This window comes from Altererythrobacter sp. Root672, from assembly GCF_001427865.1.
In the GTDB taxonomy this organism is placed as follows: Bacteria; Pseudomonadota; Alphaproteobacteria; order Sphingomonadales; family Sphingomonadaceae; genus Croceibacterium_A.
Genome location: NZ_LMHH01000001.1, coordinates 2001747 through 2015343 on the forward strand (window position 1 = coordinate 2001747; position 13597 = coordinate 2015343).

Sequence of the window (13597 nt, forward strand, 5' to 3'; positions counted from 1 at the left end):
GCGTGTGCGCGCTTGCGCTGTTGGCGGCTGCGCCTGCTGCAGCCAGCGTCGCGGATTTCCGCTTGCCGCCTTCTGCTTCGGAGCAGCAATCGACACCGCAGCGCCAGGGGCCGGTCGTCCCCGACGTGCCGGAATCGCGCGGTCCGCTGGCCACTCCTACGCCTGCGCCGACGCAGGTTCGCCCTGCCGAAGTGAGTCCGGCACCACAGGTAACCCCGCCCCCATTTGCCAGGCAGACGGCCGCGCCTCGGCCGCTGAGGCAAGCGCCGCAAGCGGCCGCACCCGCGGGGGCTGCGCCCGTCACCGGGTTCGGCCAGCCGGCAGTGGCGGGCGAGCCTGAAGCAGGTGTTGTCGCTCCAACCCCCAATCCGCAGCCCACCGCTAGAGCCCCGGTTCCTATCCGGGACTTCGGCGACCGTGATCAAGGCGCACCGGTCTGGCCGTGGGTCCTCGGAGGCATCTTGCTGCTCGGAGCGCTCGGACTGGCGGCGCTGGTCTGGTGGAGACGGCGGCCGCTTGCAGGAATTCCGCTGGAAGTGCCGCAACTGGAACGGCCGAAAGTCGATCTGCCGCCCGTTCCCGCGCCGCAACCGCTGCCCGAGTCGCTGGTTCCGATAGCACCGCCGCAGCCGCAGCCCGTCGCCGCATCAACCGAGCCGCTGCAAGTGGCGCTCGAACCGCTGCGCCTCAGCCTCACGCTGATGAACGCGACGCTCGACTATCGGCTGGAGGTTTCCAATCGCGGGACCTCGCCGATCACGGGCCTCAAGATCGGCGCGGACATGATCTCGGCCCACGCCTCCATGAGCCGCGAGGAACAGCTTGCGGGTCCCGGCCAGGGCTCGGCGCCATCGCAGTCCATCGAGAGGCTGGAACCGGGCGAAAGCAAGGTGATCTCGGGCGCTTTTCGGGTGCCGTTCTCGCAGATCGTGCCGATCCGCCAGGGCAAGACCGCCCTGCTCCTGCCGCTCGCCCGCTTCCGGGTGGAGGCCGAAGGCGCACGGCCCGTGGTGCGGACTTTCGTGGTCGGGCAGCCGGGCGAAGGCTCGGCCCTGCAGCCCTTCCGCCTCGACCTCGGTCCGCGGATCTATCCGCATCTGACCCAGCGGGCATTTGCTTAGAACCTAACGCCACATTTACTGAAATAGCCGAACCGGCTAACCACGCGGTATGAAGGACCTTGTCTCCACCGCCTGGTTGGCGGAGCGGCTTGGCGAGCCGGGCCTGGTGGTGATCGATGCATCCGCTCACCTGCCCGACGCCGAGCGGAACGCGGCGGCCGAATTCGAAGCAACCCATATTCCCGGGGCGCGCTTCCTCGACCTTGATACGTTCAAGGATCAGTCGAGCCCGGTCCCGGCGGCCTTGCCGAACGCGCAGCAATTCGCTGAGCGCATGGCCGAGATCGGCGTCAGCGACGGTGACCAGGTCGTGATCTACGACGACAGCGCGGTGAAAACCTCGGCCCGCGCGTGGTTCATCTTCCGCCTGCATGGTTTCAGTCAAGTCGCGATTCTCGACGGCGGCCTCGGCAAATGGCGCAGCGAAACGCGGCCGCTGGAGAGCGGGCGAGTGCAAGCCGGCGCTGGCGGAGTAACCCCGGCGACCGGGTCCGTCGCCGTGCGCAGCAAGGCAGAGATGCTCGCCAACTTGCAGTCCGCGACCGAGCAAGTGCTCGACGCCCGCGGCGCGGGCCGCTTCACCGGGGCCGAGCCGGAGATCAGGCCAGGCATGCCCAGCGGCCATATCCCCGGATCGCAGAACCTGCCCTTCGGCCGCCTGCTCAAGCCCGACGGCACTTTCCGCGACGAGGCCGGCCTGCGCGCTGCCTTCAAGGAAGCGCACATCGACCTCGAACAACCGGTCGTGACCACCTGCGGCAGTGGCGTCACAGCTGCTGTCCTGCTGTTCGCCATGCACCTGCTCGGCAAGGGCGACATCGCGCTCTACGATGGCAGCTGGAGCGAATGGGGCGCCGACCCGAACACGCCCAAGGCGACGGGAACGGCCGCTTGAGCCCGCCAGACGACGATCAGCACAAGCCCGCCACACGCATCGTCGAGGCCGGTAGGCGGCCCGAGTGGACCGGTTCGGTGGTCAATCCGCCAGTCTGGCGCGGCAGCACCCACCTCTACGCTGACAGCGCCGACCTTGCGCGCGGCCGACCGAACGAGGACGGGCATTTCTACTACGGCCGCCGGGGCTCGCCGACGCAATGGGCGCTGGCTGAGGCGCTGACGGAGCTTGAACCGGGCGCTGCAGGGACAGTGCTCTATCCCAGCGGGGTAGCGGCGATCTCTGGCGTGCTGCTGTCGGTGCTCGAGAGCGGCGACACGGTGCTGATGACCGACAACGCCTACGAACCCAGCCGGGTCATGGCGAAGTCACTGCTCGCCCCGTTGGGCATCGAGACGCGCTTCTTCGATCCGCTCGACACCGAGGGGTTCGCCGCTCTCTTCACCGAACGGACCCGGGCCGTGCTGCTCGAAAGCCCTGGCAGCCTGTCGATGGAAGTCGGCGACATCCCCGCGCTGGCGGCGATCGCGCGGGAAAAGGGCGCGATCAGCATTCTCGACAACACCTGGGCCACCGCACTCGGCTTCCCGGCGCTATCCCACGGGTGCGATATCTCGTTGATGTCGCTGACCAAGCATGTCGGCGGACATTCGGACCTTATGATGGGCTGCGCCTCTGCCGGCGAAGCGCTCTACACCAGGCTGCGGATCAAGAGCCAAGCGCTTGGACTGGTCGTCTCCCCTGATGACGCTGCCCTCGCCCTTAGAGGCCTGCGGACACTCGGAGTGCGCCTGGAGCGCGAAACGGCCAGCGCCTTCGCCATCGCCCAATGGCTCACCAGCCGGCCAGAGGTCGCCCAGGTGCTGTGCCCGATGCTGCCGGGTGCTCCCGGCCACGACCGTTGGCAGCGCGACTTCACCGGCGGCTGCGGGCTGTTCAGCTTCGTCCTCGCCGGCAGCGATCCAGCCGGACGCGCCCGCTTTATCGACGCGCTCGAGCTGTTCGGCATCGGCTACAGCTGGGGCGGATACGAGAGCCTGGTGATCCCCTTCGACCCCGCCCGCGCCCGCAGCGCGACTTCCTGGCCGCCGGCCGGCTGGAACCCGGAAGACCGCCTGGGAATTAGACTTTCGATTGGGCTGGAAGACCCGGAGGACCTGATGCGCGATCTCGCACGCGGCCTAGAGGCCTTGGCATCGGCCTGATGGCTTCGGTCTTGCTTCCAGCCGCGTCACCCTCGCCGGAAGCCACAGCGACCGCCGTATCCAAGGCAGCAGGCAATATCGAGGGTGCCGACGCGCTCAAGAACGTCGTCACCGAGAAGAGCGTGACCGCCGGCACAGTCATCGAGTGGCTCGACTCGTTTGGCTTTGCGCTCGGATCGACGCGCATTTCCGTATGGGGCGCGATCGTCGTCCTGGCCGTAATTGTCGGGCTCTACTTGTTCGCTCGCATCGGCAGCAAGGTCGCGCACCGGTTATTCGCTCGACTGACGGGTCTCGATCCAGCCCGCCGACTGCTTGGCGAAAAGCTGCTTTCGATCCTGATCTGGCTCATTGCCATCTTCATCGGGATCGACATGCTCGGCATCGACCTGACCGCCCTGACGGTGTTCTCAGGTGCCTTCGGCCTCGCCATCGGCTTCGGCCTGCAGAAGACCTTCGGCAACCTGCTCGCCGGGATCATCCTGCTGATGGACCGCTCGATAAAGCCGGGCGACGTGATCGCGGTCAACGACGGCATCTCCAACACCGTCGGCCAGGTGAAGAAGATCGGGTTGCGCGCGGTTTCGGTCACCACCCGCGACATGAAGGAATACCTGATCCCGAACGAAAACCTGATGATCAATCAGGTCGAGAACTGGTCCTACAGCTCGCGCAATGTCCGGGTCCGGCTGCAGATGGTGGTCGACCACTCCGCCGACCTCGACCTGGCGGAAACGCTGATGATCGAGGCAGCCAAGGCCTCGCCGCGCGTCCTCAACCTGCCCCCGCCCGCGGCCTGGATCACCCAGCTCACCGAAGACGGCGTGTTCTACGAGATCCGCATCTGGATCAACGATCCGGAGGATGGCCTGGCCAACGTCCGTTCGGACGTCCTCAAGCGCGTCTGGCGTTCGTTCCGCGACAACAACGTGCCCGTTCCCAATCGCACCACGCGTCAGGTCCAGCTTGAACAGACCGAGGCCCTCAAGGAGCTTATCGCGGTGTTGCGAGAGACGAAGCCGGGCGAAACTCCAGATAAGAACTGAGACGTAACGCTAAGGTCCTTCGACGAGCTCAGAACGAACGGACTTTCCACTTACCCCCATGCCGTTCGTGGTGAGCTTGTCGAACCACCTCAGCGCCGCGCCCGCGTCCTTCGACAAGCTCAGGACGAACGGAGGGTAGGGAGATATCTGGCCTTTCCTCCAACGATCCCATCCGCGATAGAGCCACGCATGTAACGGCGACCATTCGAATGGAGCCGAACCGACTGCTCCATCGTTTCGAAGGGTTTTCCATGAGGTTCGCCGTTGGTATCGTCTTGCTGGCCGGTGCTGTGCCGGCTGTTGCGCGCGCCGAAACCCCCACGCTGCAATCGGCTATCGGCAACCCCGACAACTTCAAGCTCTCTGGAAGCATGCGCCTGCGCTACGAGGCGCTCGACGGCCAGCCCCGCGCGGGTCTGCGTGACGAAGACGAACAGCTCGACCTGCGCACGACGGTGTTTGCCGAATACGATACCGGCGTGGTCCGCATCGGCGGCGAGATGTACGATAGCCGCGCCTGGCTGGAGAAGCCCGGCAGCGCGATCAGCGCCAACGAAGTCAACACCTTCGAGCTGGTCCAGGCCTACCTTGCCGCCGATATCGACAATGCCTTGGGCGATGGCAGCAAGGCCACCCTGCAGGCCGGCCGGTTCACTCTCAACCTCGGCTCGCGCCGCCTGGTCGCGGCTGACGACTATCGCAACACCACCAACGGCTACACCGGCCTGCGCGCCGACCTGAAAACCAAGGGCGGCGTGACGGCGACCGCGATCTACGTCCTGCCGCAGATCAGGCTGCCTGACGACCTGCCCTCGGTGCTGGATGCCAAGACCGAGTGGGACCGCGAGAGCTTCGACCTGCAGCTTTGGGGCGGCCTCATCGCCCGACCCAAGACGATAGCCGGTGCCACCGCCGAAGTCGGCTACTTCGGCTTGCATGAGCGCGATTGGCTCGATCACCCGACACGCAACCGCGACCTCGACACCTTCAGCGCCCGGCTGATCCGCGACCCCAAGGTCGGGAAGTTCGATTTCGAGATCGAGGGTATCTACCAGACCGGCACCATTCGCGCCTCAACCGCAGCGAACTCAGCGGTGCTCGACGTGAGCGCATGGTTCATCCATGCCGATGCCGGCTACACTTTCCCCGGCCCGGCCAAGTTCCGCCTTTCGGTGGAGTACGACCGCGCCAGCGGCGACGGAACGGGCGCCAAGTACGGCCGGTTCGACACCCTGTTCGGCATGCGCCGCGCCGACCTCGCTCCCGCGGGCATCTACAACGCCATCGGCCGCGCCAACATCAGCACGCCCGGCCTGCGCGCAGAAGTCGCGCCCGATCCTAGGTGGGATGCCTTCGCTGTCTATCGCCCGATGTGGCTCGCTTCGCGCACCGACAGCTTTTCGACCACGGGCGTGCGGGACATTACCGGCCAGTCGGGCAATTTCGCCGGGCACCAGGTGGAAGGACGCGTGCGCTATTGGCTGATGCCGAGCTTCCTTAAGGCCGAGGTCAACGCGGTGTGGCTCGCCAAGGGCGAATTCCTCAAGACTGCGCCCAACGCCCCGCAGACTGGCGACACGCATTACATCGCCACCGCGCTGACGGCGACTTTCTGACTTCGATCCCCCTCCCGCTTGCGGGAGGGGTTAGGGGTGGGTGTGTGCGGGCATGGCGCAGCGCCCGCCTGACTGGCCCACCCCCGGCCCCTCCCGCAAGCGGGAGGGGAGACTACCGGTGCCCTCCCGCAAGTGGGAGCGCAACGCAGGCTAAAGCTCTCCTAGCCCCTGCCCAATCCAATATGGCTGGCAAGAAACAGGCCTCACCGCCACATCCGCGCCATGAGCAGGATAGGCACAGTCTACCTTGTCGGAGCTGGCCCGGGCGATCCGGACCTCCTGACGCTGCGCGCCGCGCGCCTGTTGGGCGCGGCGAAAATCGTCGTGCATGACGGGCTGATCGAGCCTGCCGTGCTGGCGATGGCACGGCCGGACGCCAAGCTGGTTTCGGTCGCCAAGAGCCGCGCTCGTCACACCCTGCCGCAGGAAGAGATCAACGCTTTGCTGGTTCGCGAGGCGCTCGCCGGTCGCGATGTCGTGCGTCTCAAGGGCGGCGATCCGTTCGTGTTCGGACGCGGGGGTGAAGAAGCCGAAGCCTGCCATGCCGCTGGCGTTCCGGTCGAAGTCGTCCCCGGTGTCACCTCGGCCCTGGGCGCCGCTGCTGCTGCGCAGATCCCGCTGACCCACCGCGAAGGGGCGAGCATCGTCAGCTTCGTCGCCGGCCAGTGCAAAGGCCTGACCGAGCAGAACTGGGCCGGTCTCGCCGGCAAGGGCCGAACCTTGGTGATCTACATGGGCGTGAAGACCGCCCCGCAGATCGCCGAGAAGCTGATGGCCGATGGCCTCTCACCCGAAACGCCGCTGGCGGTCATCGAAAACGCTGCGCGTCCTTCGATGCGTGTCGTCCGCGGTCCGCTGGCTGCCCTGCCCGATCTCGTCGAGCGCGAACGGGTCAAGAGCCCTGCCCTCATCATCATCGGTGATGTCACCGCCCGCACCGACGCGGTCGTCACCCAATTCGCGCTGGAGGCGCATTCGTGAAGATACTTACGGGGAATGATTTGAAGAACGGCCGGGTCATCTGGTGGGATGGCCAGGGATGGTCGTTCCATGTCGAAGACGCGGTCGACGTCGGCGAGCAGGGGGACACGATCCTCAAGCAGGAAGACGCCGCCTGCCGCGTCAACGGCGGCTATGCGCTCGATGCCGAGCTCGACGCCAAGGGCCATCCTCGCCCCGCCCACATCAAGGACCGTGTCCGCGCCTATGGCCCGACCGTGCGCCCTGACCTGACCCTCAAGCCCGCCGACCCCAATGCCGGCACCTGGGTGATCTGATGTACAAATACGACCAATACGACCGCGCGATGGTCCAGGCCCGTGTCGAGGAATTCCGCGACCAGGCTCGCCGCCGCATCGAAGGCAAGCTGACCGACGACCAGTTCAAGCCCCTGCGGCTGAAGAACGGCCTGTACCTGCAGCTCCATGCCTACATGCTGCGCGTCGCCATCCCCTATGGCACGTTCAACGGCGAACAGATGCGCAAGCTGGCGCACATCGCCCGCGTCTATGACCGTGGGTACGGACACTTCACCACGCGACAGAACATCCAGTACAACTGGATCAAGCTGGAAGAAGCGGCCGACCTGCTGGGCGAGCTCGCCGATGTCGAGATGCACGCTATCCAGACCAGCGGCGAGTCCATCCGCAACGTCTCGGCCGACCAGTATGCCGGCGCCGCGGCTGACGAGATCCTCGACCCGCGTCCGTGGGCCGAGATGATCCGGCAGATGACCAACTTCATGCCGGAATTCAGCTACTTGCCCCGCAAGTTCAAGATCGCCGTGATCGCCTCGCCGATCGACCGCGCGGCGCTGCGCTGGCACGACTTCGCGCTGCGCATCGTCAAGAACGACGCCGGCGAGATCGGGTTCGAGGTTTACGCCGGCGGCGGCATGGGCCGCACGCCGTTCATCGCCTACAAGATCCGCGAGTTCCTGCCGACGGGACAGATCATGTCCTACATGGAGGCGGTCCTGCGCACCTGGAACCGCAACGCCCGGCGCGACAACATCCACAAGCAGCGGATGAAAATCCTCGTCCACGAGCTGGGCGAAGAAGAGTTCCGCCGTCAGGTTGAGGAAGAGTTCCAGCACTTCCTGACCCTCAAGAACGATTTCCCGCAGGCCGAGTATGACCGCATCGCGGCCTACTTCGCCCCTCCGGCGTTCGAGACCGGCCTGTCGGAAGAGATCGACCGTTCGGACCCCGACTTCGCGCTGTGGGTCGACCGCCAGACCGTCGCGCACAAGGCGCCGGGCTATGCGATCGTCAACATCAGCCTCAAGCCGATCGGCGAGATCCCGGGCGACATTTCGGCCGACCAGATGGACCTCGTGGCCGATCTCGCCGAGCGCTACAGCTTCGACGACATCCGCGCCACGCACGCGCAGAACCTGGTGCTGCCGCATGTCCGCAAGCAGGACCTGCACGCTGTGTGGACCGCGCTCCACGAAGCGGGCCTGGGCGAAGCCAACCTCGACCTGGTGACCGACATCATCGCCTGCCCGGGGCTCGACTATTGCAGCCTCGCCAACGCGCGTTCGATCCCGGTCGCGCAGAAGATCTCCGAACGGTTCGCCGACCCGGCGCGCCAGCAGGACGTGGGCGAGCTCAAGATCAAGATCTCCGGCTGCATCAACGCCTGCGGCCACCACCACGCCGGCAACATCGGCATCCTCGGCGTCGACCGTAAGGGCACCGAGAGCTACCAGCTCCTGCTCGGCGGCTCGGGTGACGAGGTCACGAGCCAGGCCAAGATCACCGGCCCTGGCTTCGACGAAGCGGGCGTGGTCGACGCGCTCGAACGCGCGGTCGAACGCTATCGCGAGATCCGCGAACCGGGCGAAAAGTTCATCGATACCTACCGCCGCGTCGGCATGGATGGTTTCAAGGAGGCGATCTATGGCTGACGTACTGCGGTTTCGCGATGACCCCGTTCCGGACGAACCGGCGGTGTCGCTCGACGCCTTTCTCGACCAGACCAACGCCGCTTCGGTCCGCATCGAAGCGGGTGATGACGTGCGTCGTCTGGCCCCGGTGCTCGATCGCACCAAGCTGATCGAAGTGGACTTCCCCAAGTTCCGCGACGGCCGTGGCTTCTCCAGCGCCCGCGTGCTGCGCGAGATGGGCTACACCGGCGAGATCAAGGCCACCGGCGACGTGCTGGTCGACCTGTTGTTCTTCATGCGCCGCTGCGGCTTCGACAGCTTCGCCCCCAACGTGCCGTTCGACGAGGCCGACGTGGAAGCGACGCTGAGCCGCTATCCGTATGTCTACCAGAGCGCTGCCGATGCCGCGGTGCCGATCTGGCAGCTGCGCCACCCGGAACTCGCGAATGGCTAGTCGGGCCATCGACACGATCAATACCGGCCCCACCTTCACCCAGGCCGACGCGGACGCGCTCAACGCGCGTTTCGCCGGGGTGGACGTGAGCGTGATGCTGCGCGAGCTGTTCGCCGAGGGCAGCCTCGGACGCGTGGGCGTGGTATCCTCGTTCGGCACGGAAAGCGCGGTGCTCCTGCACCTCGTCGCCCAGGCCGACCCGAGCGTGCCAGTGATCTTCGTCGATACCCTCAAGATGTTCGAGGAAACGCTCGCCTACCGCGACGAGCTGACCGAGCGTTTCGGCCTGGTCAATTCCTCGGTCGTGCAGCCCGATCCCACGGTGCTCGCCGCCAAGGACGAGAACGGGTTGCGTTGGTCGTGGGACCCGGACGGTTGCTGCGAGATCCGCAAGGTCGAGCCGCTGCGCCGAGCCAAGCAAGGCCTCGACGCGTGGATTTCGGGCCGCAAGGCGTTCCAGTCGGTCACCCGCCAGAACCTGCCGCGCTTCGAGATCGAAGACGGCCGCCTCAAGATCAACCCGCTGGGCGACTGGACCAAGGCCGATCTCGATGCCTACTTCGCCGAGCACGACCTCCCGCGCCACCCGCTCGAAGCCCAGGGCTACCTGTCGGTCGGCTGCCAGCCCTGCACCAGCACGGTCAAGCCGGGCGAAGACCCGCGCGCGGGCCGCTGGCGCGGTTGGGACAAGACCGAGTGCGGTATCCACACCCCGGTCGGCCCGACGGAAACGCCTGACGAAGGCGAGCTGCCTCCGGGATACGAACCGGCGTTCTGATCCGCCGCGAACTCGGCAGGTTTCATCGAAAAAAGAACGGCATCGGGATTCCACCCGATTGAGCCGGCGCGCGTCTGGCGGCCACTTGGGCCGCACAGACAGCCAAGCGCCAGGACCGTTAGATGCAGACCGTAACCCGCGACAACTTCGTTCGAGCTGAAACCGACACCTATTTCGCCAATTTCGCGAAAGACGGCGCATTCGGGAAGATGATCCACAACCGTGGCTTCCCTGACATCGACCACCAGAGCGTCGTGCGAATGAACCGCGACACGCTCTATTCCAGCGGCATCTTCGACCTCGATGCCGGACCAGTCACGATGACGCTTCCCGACGCCGGCCAACGCTTCATGTCGCTACTGCTCATCAGCGAGGATCACTACAATCCCGCCACCTACTACGGAGCGGGCGCCTACACGATCTCGCGCGATCAGGTTGGAACCCGCTACGTCGCGCTCTTGGTGCGAACCTTTGTCGATCCCGGAGACCCAGCCGACCTGGTCGCTGTCCACGCCCTGCAAGACGCGATCAGGATCGAGCAGGCATCGACAGGGAGCTTCGAAGTTCCGCAATGGGATCAGGCGTCCCTCGCCCAAATCCGTGACGAGCTCAAGCAGGAGGGTCCGTTCGAGCCAAGCAAGGCGTTCGGGACCCGCGAGACGGTCGATCCTGAAGCTCACCTAGTCGGCACGGCCTGCGGCTGGGGCGGCAATCCGGCCGAGGACGCCGTCTACATCGCCGGGCGGCCACCGAAGGATGACGGTACGACGGTTCACCGGCTCGAGGTCGAAGACGTGCCCGTCGATGGCTTCTGGTCGGTCACAGTCTACAACAAGGACGGCTACTTCGAAGCCAATCCGCAGAACGCCTACTCACTCAACAACGTGACGGCCAAGCAAGATGCGGACGGCTACTTCCACATCCAATTCGGCGGTTGCGATGGGCAAGTTCCAAACTGCCTACCGATCATGCCGGGGTGGAACTACACCGTGCGCCTGTACCGGCCTCGCGCCGAGATACTGCAAGGACGATGGACCTTTCCTGAGGTGCTTCCTGTCGAGTGAAGCCAAGGCCAAGTCTGACCGCGCCGCTAACCCTTTGTGAAGTGCCGCTCTTAACTCGCCGGCGCGATCATGCGGCATGGGTCAAGAACAAGCGAACTCTGCGGCAGACTGGGTCGAACGGCGCGGTTCCGAGCGGGTGCCGGTGTCGGGAGTGGTCCATCTGCAAACGGCGGGTGGCGACTGGCGGGGCATAATCTGCGACCTGTCCGAGACCGGCGCTCGTGTAGAAATCAGCAGCCCTCCCCCGGTTGGCGCCACGGCGCTGTTGAAGTGGGATGGACTGGAGCTGTTCAGCCGCATCGTCTGGATCAAGGACGACTGCTGCGGCGTGATGTTCGACAAGCCGATCTCGGTCACCGTGGTCGAGAACGCTCGTGGGGAAGACACGGCGCGGACAGGCCCGCCGGCCAACCCCGGCAATATCCCTTTCGGGAAGAAGCGGCGCAGAATCGGATCGGCGGGCTAGAGCCAGCCCTGCTCCCGATACCAGCGCGCGGTCGCGGCCAAGCCCTCCTCTGTCGGGATCTCAGCGCGCCATAGGGCCTCTGGTGGGGCCTTGTCGGGTCGGCTAACCCAGTCGGGGTGGACCATGTACCCGACCCGGTCCGGCGTCAGCTTGGCCTTGCCCCCACGTAGGCGGCCATCGGCCCAGGCGGCCGCTCGCAGGGCCTTGGCGGACAGGGAAGGCACCCACACGCTCCGGCCGACAGCGTCGCCGATGGCCTTGGCCAGTTCCTGGTGGGACCAACCGCCTTCGCGCCCGTCGTCAGGTTCGAGAATGCGGTGTTTGACCTCTTCGAGCAGCGGCGCGGTGGGTCGAACGAGGTTCAGCAACAGATGAGCTAGGTCGTCGACGTGGATCATCGAAGCCCGCCCCGCCGGTGGCATCGGCACCACGCCCCAGCGCGCGGCTTTGAACATATCGAGGATTTCGCGGTCGCGGGGGCCATAAATGGCCGGAGGGCGCACGATGGTCCAGTCGAGCCCGCTCGTCTGGACCGCCTCCTCGGCGTGCCGCTTCGACATGCCATAGCTCGAAAGGTTGGGCTCGCGCGCGGCGAGCGATGACACGAAAATGAAGCGCGAAACGCCGGCTGCGCGAGCGGCTGCGATCAGGGCTTCGGTCCCGGCGACGTTGCCGAGGTGGAAGCCCATCGGATCAGGCGTGTTCACCACGCCCGCGATATGCAGCACGGCCTCAGCGCCCTCGACAAGCGTCTTGAGCGCTTCTGCATCGGCGAGGTCACCGCGAACCCACTCGACACCCTGGCGCGGTGGCTGTTCGCGCCGAGCCAAGGCTCGTACGGAAACGGAACGGCTACTCGCCAGATCCAGCAGCGCCTGGCCTACAAAGCCCGTGCCGCCGGTGACTGCCAGGGTCAAAGCAACACCAACTGATCGCGATGGATCACGGCCGAGCGCGGCGCATAGCCCAGCAGCGCCGCGTGCTCCTCGCTGCGGCGGCCTTTGATCTGCTCGATCTCACCGGAGTCATACTCGGCGAGGCCCTGCGCCACCGCCTTGCCATCGGGATCGCGCACGCCAATCGGGTCGCCGCGTTCAAAATGTCCGTCCACTTCGGCGATACCGCTGGCGAGCAAGCTGCCGCCCTTGCGCAGCGCGCCCGCGCATCCGGCGTCGACCACCAGCGTGCCCTTGAGCCGCTGACGTCCGCCGAGCCACGCCTTGCGCGCTCGATCGCGGCGCGTGGGCGTGAACACCGTGCCGATATCGTTGCCGAGCGCCCGGGCAAGCGGACGCTCGTACGTGCCGTTGATGATCGCGAGGGCAATGCCCGCGCGGGTGGCGATCTCGGCTGCCTGAAGCTTGGACGTCATCCCGCCCGATCCCAGGCCCGAGCCCGAGCTGGGACTGGCCATGGCATGGACCGCCTCGGTAACGCCTTCGACGCGCGGCAGGAGCGTGGCCTCGGGGTCCTTGGGGTCGCGGTCATAGAGACCGTCGACATCGGACAGCAGGACCACGGCATCAGCCTGCGCAGCCTGAGCCACGCGCGCCGCGAGCCTGTCGTTGTCGCCGAAACGGATTTCCTGGGTGGCGACGGAATCGTTCTCGTTGATCACCGGCACGGCCCCCGCCCCAAGCAGTCGCCCGAGCGTGGCAGCCGCATTGAGGTAACGGCGCCGGTCCTCAAGGTCCTCGAGCGTCAGCAGCAACTGTGCCGCCGTCAGCCCATGCGTCCCGAGCAGTTCGCTCCACAGGCCCGCGAGGGCGATCTGTCCGACCGCCGCGGCCGCTTGCGCATCGGCCAGCGAGCCCCGTCCGCCCTTGGCCAGCCCCAGCTTTGCCGCACCGAGCGCAATTGCACCCGAACTCACGACGATTACTTTCTGCCCGCTTGCCTGCGCCTCAGCGATCTCTTTCGCTAGCGTGGCGAGCCATTCGCGGTTCGGCGTGCCATCGCGTCCGCACAGCAGCGCCGACCCAACCTTGAGGACAAGGCGGGGAGCGGTGGCGGGATTGGCTAAGTCGGCGAGGCTCTCAATGGGCATAGCGGCGAGTTAGCG

General features: G+C 66.1%; 14 protein-coding genes. 12 read left to right on the forward strand and 2 right to left on the reverse strand.

Features of this window, described 5'->3' with window-relative positions:
- Positions 1-2: 2 nt before the first annotated feature.
- The 12 genes from ASD76_RS09690 (at position 3) to ASD76_RS09745 (ending at position 11535) form a co-directional block, all read left to right on the forward strand.
- On the forward strand, positions 3-1121 hold the full coding sequence (locus tag ASD76_RS09690; RefSeq protein ID WP_055921794.1) for a hypothetical protein: 1119 nt from the start codon (positions 3-5) through the stop codon (positions 1119-1121).
- A gap of 49 nt (positions 1122-1170) precedes the next feature.
- Positions 1171-2016 carry a sulfurtransferase gene (locus ASD76_RS09695; protein ID WP_055921797.1) on the forward strand — a complete coding sequence of 282 codons (846 nt, stop codon included), beginning with the start codon at positions 1171-1173 and terminating at the stop codon, positions 2014-2016.
- Positions 2013-3221 carry a cystathionine beta-lyase gene (gene metC, locus ASD76_RS09700; RefSeq protein ID WP_055923131.1) on the forward strand — a complete coding sequence of 403 codons (1209 nt, stop codon included), beginning with the start codon at positions 2013-2015 and terminating at the stop codon, positions 3219-3221. The genes ASD76_RS09695 and metC overlap by 4 nt, the downstream gene beginning before the upstream one ends.
- A complete protein-coding gene (locus ASD76_RS09705) occupies positions 3221-4267 on the forward strand; it encodes a mechanosensitive ion channel family protein (protein ID WP_055921800.1) in 1047 nt (348 codons plus the stop codon). The genes metC and ASD76_RS09705 overlap by 1 nt, the downstream gene beginning before the upstream one ends.
- Positions 4268-4518: 251 nt before the next feature.
- Entirely contained in the window at positions 4519-5883 is a 1365-nt protein-coding gene (locus ASD76_RS09710; RefSeq protein WP_082553789.1) for an alginate export family protein, read from the forward strand.
- 222 nt (positions 5884-6105) lie between these two features.
- Positions 6106-6864, forward strand: a complete 759-nt coding sequence (gene cobA / locus ASD76_RS09715) for a uroporphyrinogen-III C-methyltransferase (protein WP_055921803.1) — start codon at positions 6106-6108, stop codon at positions 6862-6864.
- The gene (locus ASD76_RS09720; protein WP_055921806.1) at positions 6861-7160 is read left to right on the forward strand and encodes a DUF2849 domain-containing protein; all 300 of its coding nucleotides are present in this window, start codon (positions 6861-6863) and stop codon (positions 7158-7160) included. The genes cobA and ASD76_RS09720 overlap by 4 nt, the downstream gene beginning before the upstream one ends.
- Positions 7160-8794: a nitrite/sulfite reductase gene (locus tag ASD76_RS09725; protein WP_055921810.1), complete on the forward strand. Its 1635-nt coding sequence runs from the start codon at positions 7160-7162 to the stop codon at positions 8792-8794. The genes ASD76_RS09720 and ASD76_RS09725 overlap by 1 nt, the downstream gene beginning before the upstream one ends.
- Entirely contained in the window at positions 8787-9227 is a 441-nt protein-coding gene (locus ASD76_RS09730; protein WP_055921812.1) for a DUF934 domain-containing protein, read from the forward strand. Before ASD76_RS09725 ends, ASD76_RS09730 begins: the two co-directional genes overlap by 8 nt.
- A complete protein-coding gene (locus ASD76_RS09735) occupies positions 9220-10005 on the forward strand; it encodes a phosphoadenylyl-sulfate reductase (RefSeq protein ID WP_055921815.1) in 786 nt (261 codons plus the stop codon). Before ASD76_RS09730 ends, ASD76_RS09735 begins: the two co-directional genes overlap by 8 nt.
- A 122-nt stretch (positions 10006-10127) precedes the next feature.
- Complete coding sequence (locus ASD76_RS09740) at positions 10128-11069, forward strand: DUF1254 domain-containing protein (protein WP_055921818.1); 942 nt, start codon at positions 10128-10130, stop codon at positions 11067-11069.
- A gap of 76 nt (positions 11070-11145) precedes the next feature.
- Complete coding sequence (locus ASD76_RS09745; protein ID WP_055921821.1) at positions 11146-11535, forward strand: PilZ domain-containing protein; 390 nt, start codon at positions 11146-11148, stop codon at positions 11533-11535.
- Here the strand turns inward: ASD76_RS09745 and ASD76_RS09750 are convergent.
- The gene (locus tag ASD76_RS09750; RefSeq protein ID WP_055921822.1) at positions 11532-12452 is read right to left on the reverse strand and encodes an NAD-dependent epimerase/dehydratase family protein; all 921 of its coding nucleotides are present in this window, start codon (positions 12450-12452) and stop codon (positions 11532-11534) included. The two genes, ASD76_RS09745 and ASD76_RS09750, sit on opposite strands and share 4 nt — an antisense overlap.
- Positions 12449-13582: a glutamate 5-kinase gene (proB, locus tag ASD76_RS09755; protein WP_055921825.1), complete on the reverse strand. Its 1134-nt coding sequence runs from the start codon at positions 13580-13582 to the stop codon at positions 12449-12451. The genes ASD76_RS09750 and proB overlap by 4 nt, the downstream gene beginning before the upstream one ends.
- Positions 13583-13597: the final 15 nt, after the last annotated feature.

Bases quoted from the DNA above. Each gene is read 5' to 3' on its own strand.
- ASD76_RS09695 (WP_055921797.1), top strand. From the start codon at position 1,171: ATGAAGGACCTTGTCTCCACCGCCTGGTTGGCGGAGCGGCTTGGCGAG.
- ASD76_RS09705 (WP_055921800.1), top strand. From the start codon at position 3,221: ATGGCTTCGGTCTTGCTTCCAGCCGCGTCACCCTCGCCGGAAGCCACA.
- ASD76_RS09710 (WP_082553789.1), top strand. From the start codon at position 4,519: ATGAGGTTCGCCGTTGGTATCGTCTTGCTGGCCGGTGCTGTGCCGGCT.
- cobA (WP_055921803.1), top strand. From the start codon at position 6,106: ATGAGCAGGATAGGCACAGTCTACCTTGTCGGAGCTGGCCCGGGCGAT.
- ASD76_RS09725 (WP_055921810.1), top strand. From the start codon at position 7,160: ATGTACAAATACGACCAATACGACCGCGCGATGGTCCAGGCCCGTGTC.
- ASD76_RS09730 (WP_055921812.1), top strand. From the start codon at position 8,787: ATGGCTGACGTACTGCGGTTTCGCGATGACCCCGTTCCGGACGAACCG.
- ASD76_RS09735 (WP_055921815.1), top strand. From the start codon at position 9,220: ATGGCTAGTCGGGCCATCGACACGATCAATACCGGCCCCACCTTCACC.
- ASD76_RS09740 (WP_055921818.1), top strand. From the start codon at position 10,128: ATGCAGACCGTAACCCGCGACAACTTCGTTCGAGCTGAAACCGACACC.
- ASD76_RS09745 (WP_055921821.1), top strand. From the start codon at position 11,146: ATGGGTCAAGAACAAGCGAACTCTGCGGCAGACTGGGTCGAACGGCGC.
- proB (WP_055921825.1), bottom strand. From the start codon at position 13,582: ATGCCCATTGAGAGCCTCGCCGACTTAGCCAATCCCGCCACCGCTCCC.